This window comes from Desulfosoma sp. (assembly GCA_037481875.1).
GTDB lineage: Bacteria > Desulfobacterota > Syntrophobacteria > Syntrophobacterales > DSM-9756 > Desulfosoma.
Window position 1 is genome coordinate 387,800 of record JBBFKY010000001.1, and the last position, 22,429, is coordinate 410,228.

At 53.1% G+C, this 22,429-nt stretch carries 17 protein-coding genes; 13 read left to right on the forward strand and 4 right to left on the reverse strand.

Going from position 1 to position 22,429, the window contains the following annotated elements; genetic code table 11:
• Positions 1–144: 144 nt before the first annotated feature.
• The 4 genes from WHS46_01725 (at position 145) to WHS46_01740 (ending at position 4,199) form a co-directional block, all read left to right on the forward strand.
• Complete coding sequence (locus tag WHS46_01725) at positions 145–1,497, forward strand: DUF1015 domain-containing protein (protein MEJ5347395.1); 1,353 nt, start codon at positions 145–147, stop codon at positions 1,495–1,497.
• Positions 1,498–1,569: 72 nt separating this feature from the next.
• Positions 1,570–2,379 carry a methyltransferase gene (locus WHS46_01730; protein ID MEJ5347396.1) on the forward strand — a complete coding sequence of 270 codons (810 nt, stop codon included), beginning with the start codon at positions 1,570–1,572 and terminating at the stop codon, positions 2,377–2,379.
• A 21-nt stretch (positions 2,380–2,400) separates the two neighbouring features.
• The gene (locus WHS46_01735; protein ID MEJ5347397.1) at positions 2,401–3,192 is read left to right on the forward strand and encodes an SDR family oxidoreductase; all 792 of its coding nucleotides are present in this window, start codon (positions 2,401–2,403) and stop codon (positions 3,190–3,192) included.
• A gap of 11 nt (positions 3,193–3,203) precedes the next feature.
• Complete coding sequence (locus WHS46_01740; protein MEJ5347398.1) at positions 3,204–4,199, forward strand: beta-ketoacyl-ACP synthase III; 996 nt, start codon at positions 3,204–3,206, stop codon at positions 4,197–4,199.
• Between the two features lie 32 nt (positions 4,200–4,231).
• Here the strand turns inward: WHS46_01740 and WHS46_01745 are convergent, their stop codons facing one another.
• From WHS46_01745 to WHS46_01755, 3 genes are all read right to left on the reverse strand, one after another.
• Positions 4,232–5,131 carry a thiamine pyrophosphate-dependent enzyme gene (locus WHS46_01745; GenBank protein MEJ5347399.1) on the reverse strand — a complete coding sequence of 300 codons (900 nt, stop codon included), beginning with the start codon at positions 5,129–5,131 and terminating at the stop codon, positions 4,232–4,234.
• Positions 5,132–5,147: 16 nt separating this feature from the next.
• Positions 5,148–6,353 (reverse strand): transketolase C-terminal domain-containing protein, encoded by a 1,206-nt coding sequence (locus WHS46_01750; protein ID MEJ5347400.1) that lies wholly within the window; start codon positions 6,351–6,353, stop codon positions 5,148–5,150.
• A 396-nt stretch (positions 6,354–6,749) separates the two neighbouring features.
• The gene (locus tag WHS46_01755) at positions 6,750–7,034 is read right to left on the reverse strand and encodes a PxxKW family cysteine-rich protein (protein ID MEJ5347401.1); all 285 of its coding nucleotides are present in this window, start codon (positions 7,032–7,034) and stop codon (positions 6,750–6,752) included.
• 288 nt (positions 7,035–7,322) lie between these two features.
• Here WHS46_01755 and pilB point away from each other — a divergent pair, with 288 nt between their 5' ends.
• The 7 genes from pilB (at position 7,323) to lspA (ending at position 18,138) form a co-directional block, all read left to right on the forward strand.
• Complete coding sequence (gene pilB / locus WHS46_01760; protein ID MEJ5347402.1) at positions 7,323–9,074, forward strand: type IV-A pilus assembly ATPase PilB; 1,752 nt, start codon at positions 7,323–7,325, stop codon at positions 9,072–9,074.
• 10 nt (positions 9,075–9,084) lie between these two features.
• On the forward strand, positions 9,085–10,302 hold the full coding sequence (locus WHS46_01765) for a type II secretion system F family protein (protein ID MEJ5347403.1): 1,218 nt from the start codon (positions 9,085–9,087) through the stop codon (positions 10,300–10,302).
• A gap of 26 nt (positions 10,303–10,328) precedes the next feature.
• Entirely contained in the window at positions 10,329–12,329 is a 2,001-nt protein-coding gene (locus WHS46_01770) for an ATP-binding protein (GenBank protein ID MEJ5347404.1), read from the forward strand.
• Positions 12,330–12,450: 121 nt separating this feature from the next.
• Positions 12,451–12,741, forward strand: a complete 291-nt coding sequence (gene groES / locus WHS46_01775; GenBank protein ID MEJ5347405.1) for a co-chaperone GroES — start codon at positions 12,451–12,453, stop codon at positions 12,739–12,741.
• 26 nt (positions 12,742–12,767) lie between these two features.
• Complete coding sequence (gene groL / locus WHS46_01780; GenBank protein ID MEJ5347406.1) at positions 12,768–14,393, forward strand: chaperonin GroEL; 1,626 nt, start codon at positions 12,768–12,770, stop codon at positions 14,391–14,393.
• 367 nt (positions 14,394–14,760) lie between these two features.
• Positions 14,761–17,550, forward strand: coding sequence for an isoleucine--tRNA ligase (gene ileS / locus WHS46_01785; protein ID MEJ5347407.1), 2,790 nt, complete (start codon positions 14,761–14,763; stop codon positions 17,548–17,550).
• Positions 17,551–17,553: 3 nt separating this feature from the next.
• Positions 17,554–18,138 (forward strand): signal peptidase II, encoded by a 585-nt coding sequence (lspA, locus tag WHS46_01790; GenBank protein MEJ5347408.1) that lies wholly within the window; start codon positions 17,554–17,556, stop codon positions 18,136–18,138.
• An 84-nt stretch (positions 18,139–18,222) separates the two neighbouring features.
• Here lspA and WHS46_01795 read toward each other — a convergent pair whose 3' ends face one another.
• A complete protein-coding gene (locus WHS46_01795; GenBank protein ID MEJ5347409.1) occupies positions 18,223–18,819 on the reverse strand; it encodes a hypothetical protein in 597 nt (198 codons plus the stop codon).
• Between the two features lie 568 nt (positions 18,820–19,387).
• Between WHS46_01795 and WHS46_01800 the strand changes: the two genes are divergently transcribed.
• Both WHS46_01800 and WHS46_01805 read left to right on the forward strand, forming a co-directional pair.
• Complete coding sequence (locus tag WHS46_01800) at positions 19,388–19,813, forward strand: prepilin-type N-terminal cleavage/methylation domain-containing protein (GenBank protein MEJ5347410.1); 426 nt, start codon at positions 19,388–19,390, stop codon at positions 19,811–19,813.
• Positions 19,814–20,021: 208 nt separating this feature from the next.
• Positions 20,022–22,292, forward strand: coding sequence for a hypothetical protein (locus tag WHS46_01805; GenBank protein MEJ5347411.1), 2,271 nt, complete (start codon positions 20,022–20,024; stop codon positions 22,290–22,292).
• The last annotated feature ends 137 nt before the right edge of the window (positions 22,293–22,429 follow it).

Consider the following 22,429-nt stretch of genomic DNA (forward strand, 5'->3'; position numbering starts at 1 on the left):
GAAACCTGTCGCATCCTGGTGCATGCCCTTCTTGCTTCAATGACGCGCGTGTGATACGGAGGCGCTGTTACAGCTCCAAAGCTCAAAGGCGTCCTCATGGCAGGACAGGCACCAAGAAACTTTTCAAAGAAAGGCGAAGCATTCATGGCTGTTGTCGCTCCTTTTCGTGCCCTCCATTATAACCCGGAACGGGTCGGAGACCTCGGTCGCGTGATCACGCCTCCGTACGACATCATCAGTCCCGTTGAACAAGATGCCTTTTATGCCATGCATCCCTACAACATGATTCGCCTGGAACTGGGAAAAACAACGCCCCAAGACACGGCTCAGGATAATGCTCACACAAGAGCCTCTCAATATCTTCATCAATGGAGCCGAGAGGGGATTCTCGTGCGTGAAGCCGAACCGGCCTTTTTTCCTTATGAACTGGAGTATCCGTTTCAAGAAGGTCGTAAGATTCGCAGAGGTTTTTTTGGCTTGCTTCGCCTTGAAGAATTCGGAAAGGGCTGCGTTCGTCCTCATGAACGAACCTTTCACAAGGTGAAAGAGGAAAGACTTTCCCTTTTAATGCAGTGCGGCGTGCATTTCAGTCCCATCTTTGTTCTTTTCAGTGATTCGGACGGTCGTGTACGTCACATGCTGGAAAGTTACTGTAAACAGAAAGCTCTTTTGGAATGCCAAGACTATCGAAACTGCGACCACCGTCTTTACCGCATGAGTGATCCCACCCAGGTGCAGCAGCTTCAAGCCATGCTGGCCGACAAGGACATCTTTATCGCCGACGGGCATCATCGTTATGAGACGGCCCTCAATTACCGGCGGCTCATGATGGAAAAACATCCGGAAGCTTCTTCCAATGCCCCTTTTCATTTCGTGCTCACCTATTTTTGTCCCATGGAAGATGACGGCCTGCTCGTGCTTCCTACCCACAGACTGCTGCCTCGGCTCAATGCCGAAAAGGCATCGGCTTTTCTCGAAAAGGGACGACCCTATTTTAAGGTGTTGTCTTTTCCCATGAATGATGCCGGGCGTGAAGGGTGGCAGAACTGTTTGGACTCTTTTCGTGTCCAAAAAGAAACCGCCATTGGATTCGTGTGTCAGGGAGGTGACGCTTATTGGGTGCTTCACGTGGACAGAAAGGCTGCCCGGTCTTATCTCGCCCCGAAAGGCTTTCCTGAAGTTTTGCAGGAGCTGGATGTGGTGGTTGTGGATCACCTCTTTCTACGAGGTCTTTTGGGCTTGGATGAAACGTACCTTTCAGACGCCGAAAATATTCGATTCAGTCATGACCGTGACGCGGCGCTCCATGCCGTAGCCGCCGGACAAGCGGCCATGGGCTTTTTCGTCAACCCGACCCGTGTGGATCAGGTACGTGATGTGGCTCGTGCCGGCTTGATCATGCCGCACAAGGCCACCTATTTTTATCCAAAAGTTTTCAGCGGTCTTGTCATGCATCCCATGGATGTGAAAGAGACGGTCTGTGTTTCCGTTTCCTGACCTGTTCATCCCCCTTGGCTTTCTGCTGCCCCTTTTCCCATGACGGCCCGCTCAAGGGACAGGCTTGACATTGTGCACAATCCCATGTGTTTCGATGAGGCGGAAGCGAAGTCACCGGAATCTTTGGGAGAAGGGGAAGAGGTCACTTGTGACCGCCTTTTTGGGGGAGCTCTCACCCTGTACCAGGACCGTCGCGGCTATCGGTTTTCCATCGACGCCGTGCTGCTGGCGGGATTGACTCGCGTCAAAGCCGAGGATCGCATCATGGAATTGGGGACCGGCTGTGGTGTTGTGCTTTTGGCCATGGCGGTGCAACAAGCGGGAAGACACTGGGAAGGGGTGGAAATTCAAAAACGCTTGGCTTCCTTGGCGGTGAGAAACGTGGAAGCGAACGGTTTGACAAACCGTGTATGGATCCATTGTCTGGACTGGAACCATGTGAAAAAGGTGTTTCCACCCGAAGGGTTTGACCTTGTCATTTCAAATCCACCCTATCGGCGACTCGGCTCAGGCAGAATCAATCCCGATCATCAGAAAGCCGCGGCACGCCATGAAATTTTCGGCACCGTGCAAGAAATGTTTCAAGCCGCATCCTACCTTTTAAAACAAAGTGGGCGTTGTGCCGTGATCTACCCGGCGTCTCGGCTGGACGACCTGATCATGGGGGCCTTGGAAGCGAAATTGCGCCCTAAACAATTGACCCTCATTCATTCGCATTGTCAGGCCCCGGCAACGCTCGTGCACATGGAATGCCTCAAGGGAGCGGGTCAAGATCTTCGTGTGATGCCGCCTTTTTTCATTTACGATAAAACCGGTCGCCGCTACAGCCCTGAGATGCTTCGGCTGCATGCGGGGTATCGGCTGGATCAAGAACAGAACTGATCGGAGAGCAAAGGAGGTCTTATGGATCTGGGTCTTAAGGGCAAGGTGGCTTTTGTGGCTGGAGCCAGTCAAGGTTTGGGAAAGGCCGTGGCGATGACCTTGTGTCAGGAGGGGGCCAAGGTGGCCATCTGTGGTCTGGACGATCCCGAACTCCCCAAAGCGGTTGAAGAGATTGCGGCCACTACGGGAGGTGAAGTCATCGGGATTCCTGCCGATGTCAGCGTCTCTGAACAGGCTCGTGAGTTCATTCGTAAGGGCCTTGATCATTTCGGGACCGTGGACATTTTGGTGAACAACGCCGGAGGACCTCCGGCCAAGACCTTTCTAGAAATTGACGACGATCTATGGCACTTCGGGTTTCGGTTGAACCTTTTGAGCACCATTGTCATGACACGGGAAGCTGTGCCGGTCATGATGGAAAAGCGCTGGGGCCGCATCATCAACATGACTTCTGTTTCGGTCAAACAACCCATTGATGGTTTGATCCTTTCCAACACGATTCGATCCGGCGTGGTCGGGTTGGCCAAAACCTTGTCCAACGAACTGGCTCCTTACAACATCACGGTGAACAATGTCTGTCCCGGCTACACGTTGACCGAACGGGTACGAAGCCTGGCTGTGGTGACGGCGCAAAAGGAAGGCACGACTCCGGAAAACATCATCGATCGTTGGCGTGCCACCATTCCCATGGGCCGTTTGGGAACCCCCGAAGAATTTGCGGCCTTGGTGACGTTTCTTGCCTCGGAACAAGCCGGCTACATCACGGGTGCCTCCATCCACATCGATGGCGGATACTACAAAGGCGTGATGTGAAAGGATGAGCCATGAGCCGAAGAGGGGTGCGTATTCGTTCCGTGGGTCGATATCTTCCGGAACGGAAACTGACCAATGCCGATTTGGAAAAGATGGTGGACACCACCGATGAATGGATCATCACACGAACGGGAATCCGTGAACGACGCATTCTCGAACCCGGCTTGGGCTGTTCCTTTATGGCGGCTCGAGCCGCTCAGGAATGCTTGGAGCGTGCCCAGGTCGCGCCGGCCGATGTGGACGCCGTCATCGTGGGGACCGTCACTCCCGACATGTTTTTTCCGTCCACAGCGTGCCTGGTGCAACGAGCCATCGGAGCGGACAAGGCATGGGGATTTGATCTTTCGGCGGGCTGCTCGGCTTTCATCTTTTCCATGACAACAGGGGTGATGATGATCGAATCGGGTCGTTACGAGAAGGTTTTGGTCATCGGAGCCGATGTCATGAGCAGCATCATTGATTATACGGATCGAAACACCTGCGTTTTGTTCGGTGATGCCGCCGGCGCTGTCCTTTTGGAACCTTGCGATGAAGAGGGGTACGGAGTCCTAGACTTTATTCAAAGGATTGATGGGGCTGGAGAGCCGTATCTACACATGAAAGCCGGAGGAAGCCGTCGCCCGGCCAGTGAAGAAACCGTAAGGGCTCGGGAGCACTATGTGTACCAGGAAGGCAAGAAGGTTTTTAAGTTCGCTGTGACGGAAATGGCGGATGTCTCCGTCAAGATCTTGGAACGCAACGGGCTTTCTGGGAAAGATGTGAAGGTGTTTATTCCCCATCAGGCCAATTTGAGAATTATTGAAGCCTGCGCCAATCGTATGGGTTTGGACATGGACCGGGTCATCATCAATATTGATCGTTACGCCAACACCACCGGTGCCACGATTCCATTGTGCCTTTACGAAGCCGTTTTGGAAAAAAACCTTTTGAGCAAGGGGGACTATCTCGTTATGTCCGCCTTTGGCGCCGGCTTTACCTGGGGAAGTATCCTCATGCGTTGGATCTAAAAGAAAGGGGGGCGAACCGCCCCCCTTTCTTTTTAGATGCCGGCTCGAGCCAGAAAACCTTCCCAACGCTCATCCACGGCTTTTTGGAAGGCTTCCATTTGTTCCGGGGTCATTTTTCTAAACCGTGCCTGAGTCTTCACATAGTCTTCCACGGGGCGTTTACGGCGCGTCTTGGCCAGATTCAGGCTTTTTCCCGTGAGGCGAAAAATTCCGTCTTCCACTTCATAAAGAACGATCACGCCGGTTTCTACGGCCAATCGACCGATCTTTACGGTTTCTCGAGTTGGAAAGCCCCACCCGGCAGGACAGGGCACGGCCAAGTGAATGAATCGGGTTCCTTGAATGTGGCGTGCCTTGGAAAACTTGTCGTAAAGATCCATGGGGTACGACGAACAGGTGGTGGCCAGGTATGCCGGATGATGGGCTTCCATGATTTGAATGAAATCCTTTTTAGGCTGTTCCTTGGGATGCACCGGCGTGGTCGTCGTGATGGCTCCGGAAGGTGTGGCGCTGGAACGTTGCACGCCCGTATTCATGTAGGCTTCATTGTCGTAACACACATAGATAAAATTGGTTTGTCTTTCCGCAGCGCCGCTCAACGCCTGAATACCCATGTCGAACGTGCCGCCGTCTCCGGCCATGGCCAGCACCACATAGTCCTCCTTGCCCAAGGCCTTGAGTCCTGCGGCCAGTCCCGAAGCCGATGCGGCGGTGCCGCCGAAGACGTTGTTCACGGCATTGACGAGCACAGGCGTTTTGGGGTACATGCCGTGCAAAATGGTGAGGCAGCAGGCCGGAAGGGTCACGATGGTCTTGGGGCCTAGGGCCTTCAGAATATGTCGGTAGGCGATAGGAAGGCCGCATCCGGCGCAGGTGCGCGTGCCGGGAAGAATGTATTCTTTTTCGGGAAGATCCATCAGTGCGGTCGGCATGGTATGTCCTTGTTCTTTAAATTTCGTTGGAAAACCAAATGGAATGTTCAGGGACCTCTTCATGACTGCCAAAGCTGAGGGTTTGTCGAGCGATCTCGCAGAGATCTAAAGGTTTGACGTCTTTGCCTCCAAGCCCCACGATGTAGCCCGCGGTTATGGGTTGTCTTCCATTAAGGCCATAGAGGGCTGCTTTGATTTCCGTGGCCAGAGCTCCTTCCAGGCCGTAACTGATAGCCTTTTCCACGACGGCTAAACGCGCTTGTGTGGCCAAAAGGTCACGGATCGCTCGCTTGGGAAAGGGTCGAAAGACACGCAGGCTTGCCACTCCGGCCTTGATGCCTTGATCTCGTAAAACGTCACACGCCTCGGAAGCTTCACTGCCCAAAGAACCCATGGTCACAAAAAGAATGTCCGCATCTTCGGTCCGGTAGCGGAAAATGGGGTCTTCATAACTTCGCCCGAAACGTTCCCCAAAAGCTCGCCCCTCTTCGGCGATGACGGGCAGGGCGGATTCCAGAGTCGCCTGAAGGCGGCGTCGAATGCCCATATAGCCTGGGTACAGACGACCATCGGCCCCAGGAATGGGATCCGTCAGAACCACCGGATTGATGTTGACCGGTCGTTCAGGGTCCAGGTGATAAGCCGGCGTAAAAGGAGGTAAAAAGGCATCCACGGCTTCCTGGTCAGGAACCTCGACGGGCATCATGGTGTGGGAAAGGCGAAAGCCGTCAAAACACACCATCACAGGGACCAACAGCCTTTCGGCCACTTTGTAGGCAAGGATCACCTGGTCGAGGATTTCCTGGTTGTTCAGGCAATAAAACTGCATCCAGCCCGTGTCTCGTTGCGCGATGCTATCCTGCATGTCGTTCAAAATGGTCCAAGGAGCTCCCAGCCCTCTGTTCGTGACAGGCATGACAATGGGCACTCGTGCTCCAGCCGCCCAATGGAGCTGTTCATGCATATACGCCAGCCCATTGGCGGCCGTGGCGGTGAAGGCGCGAGCCCCGACAAGGGAAGCGGAAATACAGACGCCCATGGCTGAATGCTCGCTTTCCACTCGAACAAATTCCGCTTGGAGCTCACCTCGTTCCACATATTCCGAAAGTTCTTCAGGAATCTTGGACTGAGGCGTGATCGGGTAGGCCGCAATCACCTGAACGCGACAGAGCTTTGCCGCTAAGGCCGCTGTTTGGTTTCCGGTAAGAATTTTGGTCGCCACTTTGACGTTAGCCTTTCTTTGCTTTTTGCGGAATAAAGGTCTCGCCCATGGACCTTGTCGAAAGAGTTTTTGACATATCGATGCGAACGTTGCAAGTCAATGGGAATAAGTGGATGTTTGTGCCGAAAAAGGGCCGTAGCGTGGATTTGGGGGGCTTTTCGACGACATGGCCTCGAGGGACCCTATGGACGGCCTCATGCGTTTGGGGTTTGCGCAGGATCCGAAGGGGCGGACCGATGTGTCCGCCCCGCATGCCACGCCTGAATTTTAATATGGAGAGAACCTACCCTGCCCGCTCGCACCGTCGGGGGTATGTAGAGACAAAAAAAGAGAGCCGAAGCCCGTGCATCCTAAGCTTAGGGCGGCTCTCCTTGTCATCCCGGAGGATGGTGCGAACTACTTGGACTTGGACGCCCGCTTCGAGGCCTTGAGCGGGTTAATCTTCGCTTGCTGTGTCGTCACAGGCGCTTTGACATGGGTCGCAAAATTACAATGACCCGTTTTCCACTTGATGCTGGGATTCGGATAACTGGCACAGAAACGCCCCGCCGGGACCTCAACGATCCTCTGGCACCCTTCGCACTGCTCCACCACCTGATGGCAAGAGCCCCCATTGTACCCGCAGCCGGCCTTGGTCATGAAGGCGCAGTCCACACCCGCCTTCACCGTTTGACAAATCATGGCGATCACCTCCGTTTTTTCTTATAATGTGCCCCGAAAATCGGCGTAATACTACTCATGAAATTGCCGCTGTCAAGCTCGATGCGACGCGTTTTTTGCAAATGGAGCGAAAAAAATTTCGTCCTGACAAACCCGTGCAACCTCTCGATCTCCCATGATTTGTTTAAAAATCACAGGGCCTCTGACCGGACGAGGCAAAAACGGGTTAAAGTTTTTTCGAAAAAAGGCGATTCCCTTAAAGAGACATTGGAATGGTGAACAATACAGGGAGCGGACATTCGAGCATCCATGATGACGGCGGCGGATGGACAGGGTAGAAGCGCGGATCGAGTCGCGCTCAAGAGGAACAAGATCGGCCAACTGTTGTTGGAAGCCGGTCTGATCGCACCAAAGGACCTGGAGCGCGCTTTGCAAGAGCAAAGCCGAAACGGGGATCGTTTGGGGACTATTCTCATTCGGCAGGGTGTCATCGACGAAAGGATCCTGACCGAATTTCTTGCCAAGCAGTTTCGTGTTCCAATGGTGAATCCGGCGCGCCTGACGCCTCCCAAAGATGCCCTGAAGATTGTTTCTCCTCAGGTCATCCAAAAGTACCAGGTTTTTCCTCTGGGCCTGATCGGCACGACGTTGCATGTGGCCATTTCGGATCCAGGTAACCTTTTCGCCATCGATGATCTTCGGTTTATCACGCAAAAGAACATTCGTGTCCATGTGGCTCCGGAAAGCTTGATCAAAAAGGCTTTTGAATCGGTGCATACGGCCGGAGTCGAAGAAAGTTTTGAGGCCGTCATGGGCATGATCCGTGACGAAGCGGAAGCGGAGGTGGTGGAAGGGTCTCAGGAAATTGACCTAGCCCATCTGGAAAACGCCGCCGGAGAAGCCCCGGTGGTCAAATTAGTCAACCTGATTCTTCTTGATGCCATTCGCAAGAAGGCGAGCGATATTCATGTGGAGTGTTATGAGAAGATCATGCGGGTAAGGTATCGCATCGACGGGTTGCTGTACGAAGTGATGCGTCCTCCTTACCAGCTTCGAAACGCCATCATTTCCCGACTCAAAATCATGAGCCGGTTGGATATCGCGGAACGCCGACTGCCTCAAGACGGCCGTATCAAGCTCAAGAGTAAAAGCGGCGAGATGGAATTTCGTGTGTCCGTTCTGCCGACCCTTTTTGGGGAAAAAGTGGTTTTGCGTCTTTTAGATAAGTCCAATCTGCAGCTGGACATGACTAAGCTGGGGTTTGAACCCAAGCAATTGGACCTGTTTCGGGAAGCCATCTACAGGCCTTACGGCATGGTTTTGGTGACCGGCCCGACCGGAAGCGGTAAGACCACAACACTTTACAGCGCCCTTTCCGAATTGAACAAGATCAGCCATAACATCTCCACAGCGGAAGACCCCGTGGAATTCAGTCTTCCGGGTATCAACCAAGTGCAAGTTCATGAAGCTATTGGGCTCACCTTTGCGGCGGCATTAAGGTCCTTTTTACGCCAAGACCCGGACATCATCATGGTGGGTGAAATTCGGGATTTTGAAACCGCCGAAACCGCCATCAAGGCGGCTTTGACGGGCCATTTGGTCTTGAGCACACTTCATACCAACGATGCACCAAGCACCGTGAACCGCCTGCTCAACATGGGTATCGAACCGTTTCTGGTGGCTTCCGCTGTGAATCTGGTCATGGCTCAGCGGCTCGCTCGGCGAGTGTGCCCCGAATGTCGAGTGGTGGAAGAGGTGCCTCCGGAGGCCCTCATCGATCTCGGGGTCAAAGAAGAAGATGTGGGGACTTTTAAGTGCTATCGAGGTCGAGGTTGCCCGGCATGTTCCAATACGGGGTATAGAGGCCGCATCGCCCTTTATGAAGTGATGACCATGACCGATGAAATACGGGATTTGGTGTTGGTGGGGGCTTCAGCCGGGGAAATCAAGCGGGAAGCCATGCGACTGGGAATGGTGACATTGCGACAAAGCGCCATCAATAGACTCAAAGAAGGTATTACTTCGGTGGAAGAAGTGCTTCGATCGACGGTGAGGGATTAGGGAGTCCACCATGCCGGAATTTCTCTATAAAGGGATCAATCGTAAGGGGCAAAAGGTTCAAGGGGAAATCGAGGCCGACAACATCACCATCGCCCGCCAACTGCTGGAACGTCAAGGGCTTTCTCTGAAAGCCCTTAAGCCCAAGCCCAAGGATCTTTTGGAATACGTTCCCGTTCTTCAAGAAAAGGTCAAGGAAAAGGATCTGGTTCTTTTTACGCGCCAGTTTTCCACCATGATCGATGCGGGCCTTCCGATTATTCAGTGCCTTGAAATTCTTCGGGATCAGACGGAAAACAAGGCCTTTCGCAAGGTGCTTCGAACGCTCAAAAAAGATGTGGAAGAAGGAGCCACCTTTTCCGACGCTCTACGAAAGCATCCTAAAGTGTTCGACCAGCTTTTCGTTAACCTGGTGGCCGCCGGAGAAGCAGGCGGCATTTTGGATGTAACCCTCACACGTCTTGCAGCTTACCTGGAAAAGGTCGCCTCGCTTAAGAAAAAGGTCCGAGGCGCCATGACCTACCCGGCCATCGTGGTAGCCATCGCCTTCATTGTCATCGCGGTTATTCTCATTTATGTCATTCCGGTCTTTGCCGGCCTTTTTAAGGATGCCGGGGTTTCCCTACCCGCGATGACCTTGCTTGTCATGAACATCAGTGATTTTACCAGGAATTATTTTCATTGGATGATCCTGGGCCTCGTGATTCTCGGCTTTTTGTTTCAACGTTTTCGTAAGACTCAGCGCGGGCGCGACATCACAGACCGCTTCTTTCTCAAGGTGCCTGTCTTCGGTATTCTAATCAAAAAGGTGGCCTTGGCTCGGGTGACCCGCACCTTGGGGACTATGTTGGGCAGTGGAGTTCCCATCCTTGAAAGTATGGAACTGGTGGCTGCGACGGCAGGCAACACCGTGATTGAAAAAGCCATACGGCAAGCGCAACAGGCCGTTTCTGAAGGCAAAACCCTTTCGGAACCCTTGCAGGAAAGCGGCATTTTTCCGCCCATGGTGGTCCACATGGTTTCCGTCGGCGAAGCGACGGGAGCTCTGGACAGCATGCTCTCCAAGGTGGCCGATTTCTATGATGAGGAGGTGGACGCTACCGTGGAAGCCCTGACATCTCTTTTGGAACCCATGCTGATTGTTTTTCTCGGCGTGACCATCGGAGGATTGCTGGTGGCCATGTATATGCCCATTTTCCAATTGGCCGACGTGGTCTCTCGAGGCGCATGATCGAGGACGGTGAAGCGAGTTCGGCCATGACGAAGGCCCTGCGCGGTTCAGGAAGCGCCGAAGAAAACGCCTCCTTTCAGCGCAAAGTGCACACGTACCTTGTGCTAAGGCTTCTTGCGGCGGTTTTTCTGCTGGCCGTCACGTTCGTCTTTCAGCTTCGCTTGTCCCGAGATGTTTCGGAGCCGATGCTCACGCCGCTTTACATCTACGCGGCGGTGCTTTTTTCCGTGACCCTCTTCAGCGCCTTTGTCCTGCCAAGGGTATGGCGTCACGGACTTTTTGCGGCAGCTCAATTTGCCTTTGACATAATGGCCGTCACCTTTCTGATCTACCATACCGGCGGAGTCACCAGCCCCTTTCCTTTCCTCTACATGGCCCTGATCATGGCGGCGGCTGTGTTGTTTCAACGCCGCGGCAGTTTCCTTGTGGCCGCAGCAGCGATTATCGCCTATGGAGTCCTACTGGATTTGCAGTACTTCGGTTGGGTGCATCCTTCGCCTTTTATGGGAAGAGGGACACCACCCGTTTCCAGTGACGTGTATTTCTATACTTTGCTGGTCACAATGACAGCATTTTTCCTCGTGGCATTTCTGAGTGGGTATCTGGCCACGGAACTTCAGAAATCGGCAAGGCTTTCCGCCCAACAAAGCCAAGACATGGAACGCTTGGAATTTTTTTACCGTCGGCTGGTGGAAAACCTGGGTGCGGGGCTTCTTTCCACAGACACTCAAGGGATTATCACCTATGCCAATCGGGCGGCGCAGGGATTGCTGGACACTGCCGAGCACCCCCTTGAAGGTCGCCCCATCGACCAGGTGCTTCCCGGTTTGGCAGGCTGTCCGGCCGTGAGGGCCATCGATGGTGTTCCTGGGAGTGTAAGCCTTCGGCCCGGTCATGCTGCGGGCGGGACGCCAGGACTCCCAGAAAAACAAACGGTTTCGAACGTAGGGGCACGGCGCGCCGTGCCCCTACGTCAAGCGGCGTTGCCTGGGGAAGCTCATTTTGAGTTCTCAGATAAAGTCTCGGGAAACGGAAAGCCTCACGCTCAGCAATCCCCGGATTCTGCGGCGACGAACCAAGAAACACCTTTGTCGAATGCCGGGGAACAAGACAAAACGGCCCAAAGTTTTCACGCGCCATCCATCTACCTTGTGCCAAAGGAAGCGGCGCAAGACCGGGGCAATCCTTCGCGTGTGTTTGAAATCATGCAGGAAACTTCCAGCGGAGAAAAAAGATCCTTTGTGGTGACGATGTCTCCCTTGGAAACGGTGTCCAGGGGTCGAGCCAGTGTCATTGTGTTTCAGGATCAAACGGAACTCAAAGCTCTGCAGGAACGTATGAAGCGTCTGGAACAACTGGCTTTTGCCGGAAAAATGGCCGGAGAAGTCGTTCATGATATCAAAAATCCTTTGGCGGCCATCAGCGGCGTCATCCAGATGATGGCTTCTCACTGGGCGGAAGATGATGTCTCACAGCGCCTGTACGAGATTCTGACTCGAGAAATCGAGCGACTGAATACACTTGTCAGCCGTTTTTTATGGATCGCTCGAGAAGGCAAAGCCTCAGAACGCCCCGAACCCGTCTCCATTGCCGAAACCATACGCCAGGTCCTGGAAGCTCTGACCATGAGCAAGCACCTGACGGACCGACACCGAGTCCATGTGGATGTTCCGGAAGAACTCAAAGTGACTCTGGTGCCGCGCCATCTCTTTCAGATCCTCTGGCACCTGGTGGCCAACGCCGCGGAAGCCTTGCCGAACGGAGGTCTTGTGCGTATCGCCGCTCGAAGCCACACCCATGAAGACGGCCGCTTTGGGATTCTGCTCAAGGTGGCTGATAGCGGAGCAGGGGTTTCCGAAGACGTGATCCAAAAAATGTTCGAACCTCTTTTTACCACCAAGGAAGGCCACCTGGGTCTGGGCCTCAGCCTCGTGAGCCGCCTTGTGGAAGAAGCCGAAGGCCGAATCCATGTGGGTTCCTCCGCCGCCTTTCCCATGTGTGTCCGCGTCTTTTTCCCTCAGCCTTAATTTTTCCTCTTGCCAAGGCTCACCCTCGTGATTATATAGCACTCGTTCTTGATGAGTGCTAATAAAGCCTCGGTGTGATCCTTTAAAAATCCATGATTTTATAAGGAAAGGAGAGGGTTCCATGAAGCTTCGACCGCTTAACGATCGTGTGGTCATCAAGAGGATTGAAGAAGAGGAACGGACGGCCGGCGGTATCATCATTCCGGATACGGCGAAGGAAAAGCCTATTCAAGGGGAAGTCCTGGCCGTGGGGAACGGCAAGCTCATGGAAGACGGCACCCGTCGTCCCTTGGATGTGAAGGCGGGGGATCGAGTGCTTTTCAGCAAGTATGCCGGTACCGATGTCAAGGTGGAAGGCGAGGATCTGCTCATTATGCGAGAAGACGACATTTTGGCCATTATTGAAAAGTAAAGCGAAAGACAAGGAGGATCGGTCTCATGGCAAAGCAACTCATTTATGATACCAAGGCTCGAGAAGCCCTGCTCAAGGGTGTGAATACTCTGGCGGATGCCGTCAAGGTGACCTTGGGCCCCAAGGGACGCAATGTGGTGATCGAAAAGGCTTTCGGTGGTCCCACGGTGACCAAGGACGGGGTGACGGTGGCCAAGGAAATCGAGCTGGCCGATAAGTTTGAAAACATGGGCGCTCAGATGGTCAAGGAAGTGGCCAGCAAGACCAGTGACGTGGCCGGGGACGGGACCACCACGGCAACCATTCTAGCGCAATCCATTTACTTTGAAGGGTCCAAGCTGGTGACGGCCGGAGCCAACCCCATGGCTTTGAAGCGCGGTATTGAAAAGGCCGTGAAGGTCGTGGTTGATGAACTGAAAAAGATCAGCAAGCCCACCAAGGACCAAAAGGAAATCGCTCAGGTCGGTACCATTTCCGCCAACAACGATGCCACCATTGGAAATATCATCGCGGAAGCCATGAATAAGGTGGGCAAGGAAGGCGTCATCACGGTGGAAGAAGCCAAGGGCATGGAAACCACGTTGGAAGTGGTGGAAGGCATGCAGTTCGACCGCGGCTATATTTCCCCGTACTTTGTCACCGATCCGGAAAAGATGGAAGTGGTTCTGAATGAACCGCTCATTCTGGTTCATGAAAAGAAGATCAGCAGCATGAAGGATCTTCTGCCCATTTTGGAACAGATCGCCAAGATGGGACGCCCCCTTTTGATCATCGCGGAAGATGTGGAAGGCGAAGCCTTGGCCACTTTGGTGGTGAACAAGCTACGAGGCACTTTGCAAGTCTGCGCCGTGAAGGCTCCGGGTTTTGGGGATCGCCGCAAGGCCATGTTGGAAGATATCGCTATTTTGACCGGCGGCCAGGTGATCAGTGAGGAAAAGGGGATCAAGCTGGAAAGCGTGACCCTGAAGGATCTCGGCAGTGCCAAGACCGTGCGTGTGGACAAGGACAACACGACCATCGTGGACGGCGCTGGAGATCGCAAGGCTTTGGAAGGCCGTGTGCGTCAGATTCGCACCCAGATCGAAGAAACCACCAGTGACTACGACCGTGAAAAACTTCAGGAACGACTGGCGAAGCTTGTCGGTGGTGTGGCTGTGATCAGTGTCGGGGCGGCCACGGAAACGGAAATGAAGGAAAAGAAGGCTCGCGTGGAAGACGCTTTGAACGCGACCCGCGCAGCTGTGGAAGAAGGCATTGTGCCGGGTGGTGGTGTGGCCTATCTGCGCTGCCTCAAGGCGTTGGAAAATCTGAAGCTTGAAGGCGAAGAACAGCAAGGCGTGAACATTGTTCGTCGAGCCTTGGAAGAACCGGCTCGTCAGATCGCCAACAACGCCGGTGAAGAAGGTTCTGTGATCGTCCAAAAGATTAAGGCCGGCGAAGGCGCCTTTGGATTCAATGCGGAAACCGGCGAATTCTGCGACCTTTATGAAGCCGGTGTCATTGATCCCACCAAGGTGGCTCGGTCCGCGCTGCAAAACGCTGCCAGTGTCGCGTCCCTCATGCTCACCACCGAATGCATGGTGGCGGAACTGCCTAAGGAAGAAAAGTCCGAAATGCCGGGTGCCGGAGCCGGCATGGGCGGCATGTACTAAAAGGGATTTTTCGGGAACTCCTTCCCGGTCCTTTAAGTTGCACGTGGAAGGCCTCTCCTTGCGGGGAGGCCTTTTTTCGTGAAATCGTGAAATTGTGAATCGTGGAGTCGTGGAGTCTTGAAATGGTGAGGGTGTGGGGGTGTGGAAGAGGGCGAGACTTTAAACTATCGGAGTTGACGACTCAGGCTTTTGCGATTATCGATGGTGCGATTTGGGCTCCGTGCTTTGACGGTCAATGACTTGGCGATTTACACTCACCCGATACACGATGGAAGATTTAAGGTATCACGATCCACGATTTCACGATTCATGACTTATCGCTCAGCATTCACGACTTCACCACACTCAGGGGGTTAAGACAGGACTGATGGACTACAAGAAGACGCTGAACCTTCCCAAGACCGATTTTCCCATGAAGGCAAACCTGGCCCAGCGCGAACCGGAAATGCTTGCCCGGTGGGAACGCATGGACCTTTACGGAAAGCTTCGCCAAGCTTCTGCAGGCCGAACACCTTATATCCTGCACGACGGTCCGCCTTACGCCAACGGCCACATTCATTTAGGCACGGCCCTGAACAAGATTCTCAAGGACATGATCGTCAAGAGCCGCCAGATGAGCGGGTTTGACGCCATTTATGTGCCTGGATGGGATTGCCATGGGTTGCCCATCGAACACCAGGTGGACAAGGAACTCGGACTCAAGAAAAAAAGCATGACCCAGGTGGAGATTCGAAGACATTGTCGTGCGTACGCCGAAAAGTTCATCGATATTCAGCGTGAGGAATTCAAACGCCTGGGCGTTTTGGGCGAATGGGACAATCCGTATCTGACCATGTCCTATGACTACGAAGCCACCATTGCTCGAGAACTGGGCCGGTTTTTTGAACGGGAAAGCGTGATTCGAAGCAAGAAACCCATCTACTGGTGTTGCAGTTGCCGAACAGCCCTTGCGGAAGCCGAAGTGGAATACCATGACCATGTGTCCCCGTCGATCTATGTGAAGTTTCCCTTGAGTGATGAAAGTCGAGCGGCTTTCCCGGAATTAAAGGATGTGCCCGTTTTTGTTCTTATCTGGACGACCACACCCTGGACCCTTCCGGCCAATCTGGCCATTGCGCTGCATCCGGATTTCGCCTACGCGGCCGTTCGAGTGAACGGCGAGGTGTGGATTCTTGCCGAGGGACTCTTGGAAAGCTGCATGAAAACCTTTGGGATCAGCGTCTACGAAAAGGTTCGAACCTTTTCCAGCCGTGAACTGGAAGGGCTTACCTGCCGCCATCCTTTCATCGATCGGGAGTCGCGTCTTGTGCTCGGAACCCATGTAACCCTGGATGCCGGCACAGGGTGTGTGCACACGGCCCCGGGTCATGGTCGGGAAGACTATGACACGGCCCTGGAATACGGGTTGGATGTGTATTCCCCCGTGGACGACGATGGTTGTTTCACCGAGGATGTGCCGTTCTTTGCCGGGCAGTTTGTCTTTGACGCCAATCCGGCCGTGAATGCCAAGCTCAGGGATTTGGGCGCCCTGGTTCTGGAAACCAACGTTTCTCACAGTTATCCTCACTGTTGGCGCTGCAAGAAACCTGTCATCTTTCGAGCCACCGAACAGTGGTTCATTTCCATGGAACGCAATGACCTTCGCAAGAAGGCTCTGAAAGCGATCGATGAAGTGCAATGGGTGCCGTCATGGGGCCGGGATCGTATCTATCAGATGATCGAAAACCGTCCCGACTGGTGTATTTCTCGACAGCGCTCGTGGGGAGTGCCCATCACGGTTTTTATCTGCCGAAAATGCGGAGAAATTCTGGCTTCACCTGAAGTTTTTGAAAAGGTGACGGCACTTTTTGAGAAAGAAGGGGCCGACTGCTGGTTTGAAAGGGAAGCCTCGGAACTCCTTCCGGAAGGAGCTGTGTGTCGCGGCTGCGGCGGGACCGATTTTGAAAAGGAAATGGACATTCTGGATGTGTGGTTCGATTCCGGAGTGTCACATGCGGCGGTTTTGGAACGGCGTCCCTATTTGCGATCCCCCGCCGATCTTTACTTGGAAGGCAGTGACCAGCATCGAGGCTGGTTCCATTCGTCCCTTTTGGCATCGGTGGGCACGCGGGATCGAGCTCCTTACAAAGCGGTGCTGACCCATGGTTTCGTGGTGGACGGACAAGGCTACAAGATGTCCAAGTCCTTGGGAAACGTCATTGCGCCCGATGAAATCATCGAGAAGTTCGGAGCGGAAATTTTACGTTTGTGGGTTTCCGCCGAAGACTATCGGGACGACATTCGTATATCCCAGGATATTCTGCAGCGTTTGAGTGAAACCTACCGAAGGATTCGAAACACTTGGAGGTTTCTGCTGGGGAACCTGCACGATTTCAAGCCGACTCAAGACAGTGTGCCTGCCGAAGCCATGCTTGAACTGGATCGCTACGCTTTGCACACGCTGCAAAAGCTGGTCGGTAAGGTGCGACGTGCTTACGACCGGTTTGAATTTCACCGTGTGTATCATGCCGTCCATAACTACTGCGCGGTGGACCTCAGCGCCTTTTATCTGGATATCCTTAAGGATCGCCTCTACACGGCACCGCCGGCCAGTGTTAAGCGCCGATCGGCGCAGACGGCCTTGTATCGTATTCTTACCACGCTGCTCAAACTCATGGCGCCCATCTTGTCCTTTACGGCGGAAGAAGCGTGGGCCCACCTGCCCGGGGATCACGGACCGTCCGTGCATTTGGAAGCCTTTCCTGAGGTGGACGAATCTCTTCTCGATGAAGCTTTAGAAGAACGATGGGAACGGATTCTTCGTCTACGTGCCGATGTGAGCCGTGCCCTGGAAGCGGCTCGACAGGCCAAAACCATCGGACATCCTCTGGATGCCTGCGTCCGATTGGATCTTCCTGAAGAATGGCGCCAAGTTTTGGGTCAAGATGCCGAACTGTTGCGCACGGTGTTTATCGTGTCAGAGGTCCGGCTGGAAAAGCTGGACGATCAGCCCGGGGTCAAGGAAGGTCAGGAGGTTTCGGGCCTCAAGGTTTTGGTGGAACCGGCATCTGGAGAAAAATGCGAACGTTGCTGGGTGGTTGCCAAGACCGTGGGCGCTTTTTCGGATCATCCTACCATTTGCGGTCGTTGCCACGACGTTCTGAGTGCGAGCGGGTGATTCGTGAAGGGGTTTCGAAAGCTTTTTATGCTTCTTGAAAGCGGGAGTACGGCTGACGCACGGCCTTCGGCGTACCTTTTACTCGCCTTGGTGGTGCTGGGTGTTTTCGTGGTGGACCAGGCCACCAAGGCGTGGGTGCTTGCCGCCTTGCCGCTTTACAGTCAGAAGGAAATCATTTCCGGTTTTTTTAACCTGGTGCATGTTCGAAACACGGGAGTGGCTTTCAGCTTTTTTGCAGGAAGCGAAAGCCCATGGCGGGTGTACGGGCTTTCGGGCCTGACCTTCATGGCCTTGGTGGTGATTTTCTTTCTGTATCGCCAAACCGGTTCTGAAGAAAAGGCAAGACGCGTGGCTTTAGGACTTATCGCCGGAGGAGCCCTCGGCAATGTGGTGGACCGCCTACGGTTTGGAAACGTTGTGGATTTTCTGGACTTTTACATCGGACCCTATCACTGGCCGGCCTTCAATGTGGCCGATATGGCTGTGACGACCGGAGCCGCCCTTTTACTGTTCACTGTGCTGCGCACCGAAAAAAAAACTCATCCACCCTTTGAAAAAAACCCCGCGTCATCATCCACAAAAACCTAAACCAGAATACTCGTGTCCCACACCCGACACCATTACCCCATGCTTTCTTCCATCACTCCTAGGAATTCACCGATCCCTTCCACCCTATTTCTCCTTTTCCTTCTTCAACTGCACGGTGACAAAATCCGGTACCCACTGATTTTCTTTGGCATTCCAAACATATTGGCGAACCACCAAGGCGTCCTTGTAAATGCGTTCCACCAGGCCGTCCGGGGTCACAGGTGTTCCCTCCCTGACGATGTAGCCTCGGCCTGCAGCGTCTTCGATAAGGGCACGAGATCCCATATCCCCCCAAAGGATAGCCTTGAGCCCTCTCTCGATTTCGCCTAGGCTCATCTTTTGCAAAGGTGTCAAAGGAAATCCGGCTGATGGAACAGGCGGGGGCTCCCTTTCGCTTTCGGGATAGGTCTCGGTGACCGTCACTCCGGGTTTGACAAAGGGGACAAAGGGATCCAGCAGCCCCAAAGGGCGATAACGAAACTCATCGCTTAGAACAGCCTGATGCATTTGCCCTCGAAGGACAAGAGCCTGTTCGGGGCTGATCTCCATGTCTTCGAAAGCTTGTCCGGAAGATACCGCCGCAGGCTCTTTGGGTGTCGGCGCCGCAGAGGTGGAATCCGTCGGCGTTGCCATACCGAAGCCCAGCATCACAAAAAACAGCATGGCAGAAACCGCAAACACCGAATTTTTTCTCAAGCCCTTCCAAGCCCTGGAAGATTTACCCGCCTGCCCTCTCTTTGTGTGCGCGTGCCGTTTTCTGATCATCTCAGCACCCCTTCCCCTCGCTCCACATGAGCCATGCCCTTTAAATGCAGGCAACCAAGGACCATTTTCCACTTCGAGATCCTTTCCCATGGCCCTTTTTGGCACCAAATTCTTTACGATTCAACAAAAAGATCCTTCCATGAATCTAGAAATCTTATCGTCAATCCCCCTCGCTTCCTTGAATCCTGACAATTATTGTCACTTAACCGACAAAGTTTGTCACTTCCCCGCAAGTATCGGGGGCATTGTTCCTCGGCAGTTGCTCCTAATCGTTTGAGAAGAATCACAAAAAAAGTTTTTGGGTTTCCTGGCACAACCTTTGCTTTAGTTTCAGGCGGGGGGTTCGAGAACACTTAAGGATGGGTTATCCCCAATGATGCCGAAGAAAGGGGGGAGAGACGACCGACGGCGGGGGATCAGGCTCCCTGAAGAAACCGGATACCGACCCTGGGGTCGGGCTCAATCACACAACAGGAGGACAATCATGTTGATCAAGATGAGAGAAAACAAAGGCTTCACCTTGGTGGAACTCATGATTGTGGTGGCCATCATCGGCATCCTGGCCGCCGTGGCGGTGCCCTTTTATCAGCGCTATGTTCAAAAATCACGACTCACCTCTCTCGTTTTTCCCGCACTCCACTCCATCGAGACCAACATCGCAGCCTTTTACGCTGTAAGGAATAGTTTTCCGAATTCCATATCGGGCATGACGGCGGATGCCGACATGAGCTATATTGACAACGCAACCTTTGATGGTAACCAAGGGAAGCTTACCATTATTATAAACGGTCGGACCGCTCTCAAACAGCTGGATGGTAAAACTCTTACGGCTACGGCTAAAACAAGCGGCGGTAAGATCACTACCTGGGAATTGGGTGGCACTCTAGCGGACGAGCTTGGTCTTAAATAATCATTCCACTTTATGTGGGGGGCATGGCCCCCCTTTTTTTTCGTGACACTTGAAGATGCAGTCAATCGTCCATACCGGAGGCTGACCGGTGCCAATGCGAAAACCATACCTTCGCATGTTACCCCTATTCGTTGGGCTTACACTTCTCATCGTCAGTTATTCTAATACGTTTTATGGCCCATTTGTTTTGGACGACTTCCATAGTTTCGTGAAAAATGCCGATACTCATATTGAGCGGTTTGATAGTGAAAAATTCATCAATCTTGCCAAAACAAGGTTCGGTATCTATCGATTCGTGCCGATGTTAACCTTTAGTCTGGACTATTTATGGGGCAAAGGGGAAATATACGCCTATCACGTCACGAACCTGGCTATTCACATCATCGCCTATTTGTTATGCATTTCCTTTATCTACAGTCTTTTTTGCATTCCGAGTATTCGTGTCCAATCGCCTCAAAGTCGTCTCTTTGTAGCCTTGGCTGTAGGCTCTCTTTGGGCGCTTCATCCTGTGCAAACCAGTGCCGTGACCTACCTGGTGCAGCGCATGGCGTCGTTGCAGGGAATGTTTTTCCTCGGAGCGACCACCGCCTACGTTAAAGCACGTTTAGCCTTGCTGAACGGTGAAAGAAAAAGGTTCATCTCCTGGGGTGTCGTTCTTGGGCTGGCCGCTCTAGGGGCGTTTCTTTCCAAGGAAAATTCGGCCGTTCTTCCGCTGGTGATTCTTGTCATCGACACATGGTTCTTCGATGGGCGAATGGTCCGCCGTATCTTGCAGCCCCTGATCAATTGTTTTCAAAAGCGTTTGGGCAAAGTGGTTCTTTTGGCGTGTACTGTTGTCGTCATGCTTGGAACCTACTTTGTCATGGATCATTTGTCAAAAGGGTATTCCGGCCGCCATTTTACGATGACGGAAAGGCTTCTCACCGAAAGTCGTGTGATTCTGCGATACGTAGGGGCGATATTGATACCTCGTCCCGGAAGTCTTTCTTTGGAGCATGATGTAGAACTGTCGACCTCGATTTTCTCACCCATAACCACACTGTTGTCAATGTGCGCCATTGGGGCGGCCCTCTTCTATGCTGTTGCCGCAAGGAAGAGACAACCCGTCATTACCTTTGGAATTCTATGGTTTTTTACCACCTTGAGTATTGAATCGTCGATTGTACCTTTGGAACTCATGTTCGACCACCGTATGTATCTTCCTTCCGTGGGCCTTGTGCTGGCCGGCTTTGTTGCTTTAAGGCAATCCCTTGGCAGGGTCGGGAAACACTATTCCGAGAGCGAAAAGAAAAAATTAGCCTGGTCTTTGATGGCCGTGGTGTGCTCCTTTTTGTCCCTCATAACCTTTTTAAGGAACGAAGACTGGAGAGACCCCGTCACCATTCATGCCGACGCGGTACGGAAAGCGCCGCGAAATCCGAGAGCGCATGCGAATTATGCCGTGTCTTTGTATCTAGCCGGTTTCCATGAAGAAGCCCTGGTGGAAGCGGAGAAAGCGATCGATTTAGGACGTCAAAATTTCGAAGAAGATGTGGTTTCCGCTGTGACTGTTGTGGCCGTTTACATGGAGCGGAAGGATTGGCAGAAGGCAATTGCAGAGGGAGAAAAGCTCTTAGCGAAATCTCATGGAAGGGCCGATGCTGATTCCATGGTTGTTTTCTTACTAAGATTGGCTGAATGCTATCGGCAAATTGAAGATTATTCCAAAGCATATATGTATGCTCAAAAGGCTATAGATGTTATTCGACAATATCCGTATCTTCGAGTCGAACGACAGCACCTTTACAGAGTGCTTGTAAATTTATTTGCAGACGCAGAAAAGAAGGGGGTGGTGCTGGACAATACGTTGGAGAATGATCTTTGTCTTGACGAGAAAATCGCGCACGCACTGTTTGCCTTCGGTGATTGGGAAGGCGCGCGCTACTTCGCTCAGAAGGGGACAACAGACGGTGTTGATGCTCAACATCTTGTGAAAACGATTGATCTTCTTGAACAGCGCACGGCTGCCCAAAAAGCGCAGTGGGAGTTTGATGATGCTTCATTCCTTATAAAGGTCGCTTTTTTTATAAGTAAACACTTATCCCATGATGTTTTCATGAGCTTGGGCGAGCGAATCATCGAGCATAGACTCAAGAAAGATCCGTACGATGCCGCTGCCCATTTGCTTCAAGGCTGGTACGAATTCCACCGAGGGCGCTATGGAGAGGCTGTCAGTCAAGCGAAGCTGGCCATTGCGTTGGCGCCTCAATGGGCCAAGGCATGGATTGCCCTAGGATTCTTTGAGCAACAGGCAGGTGGGCTTGAACAGGCATTGACGGCTTTTCAGCACACCCTGGAGCTTTATCCGGGTTACCCCAAGCGGGAAGTGCTGAAGGTGCTGATGGCTCAGCTTGAGGCTTCTCAAATGGCTGGTCCCGAATCGGTGATCTCCATGCGGACGGAAACCGAAGAGGGGCAGGAAGGTTCTTTCACCTATTAGGCTCATCCGGCAGGGCGCGTGTTTCGGGGTGCCCAGGCCTTACGTTTTGTCCCGTGTTTTAACCTGGAACCTCAACCGAGGCGGTGCGTTGAAGCGCCTACTTTTCGCCGTCGACTCACGGCGTTTTCTTTTTGCGG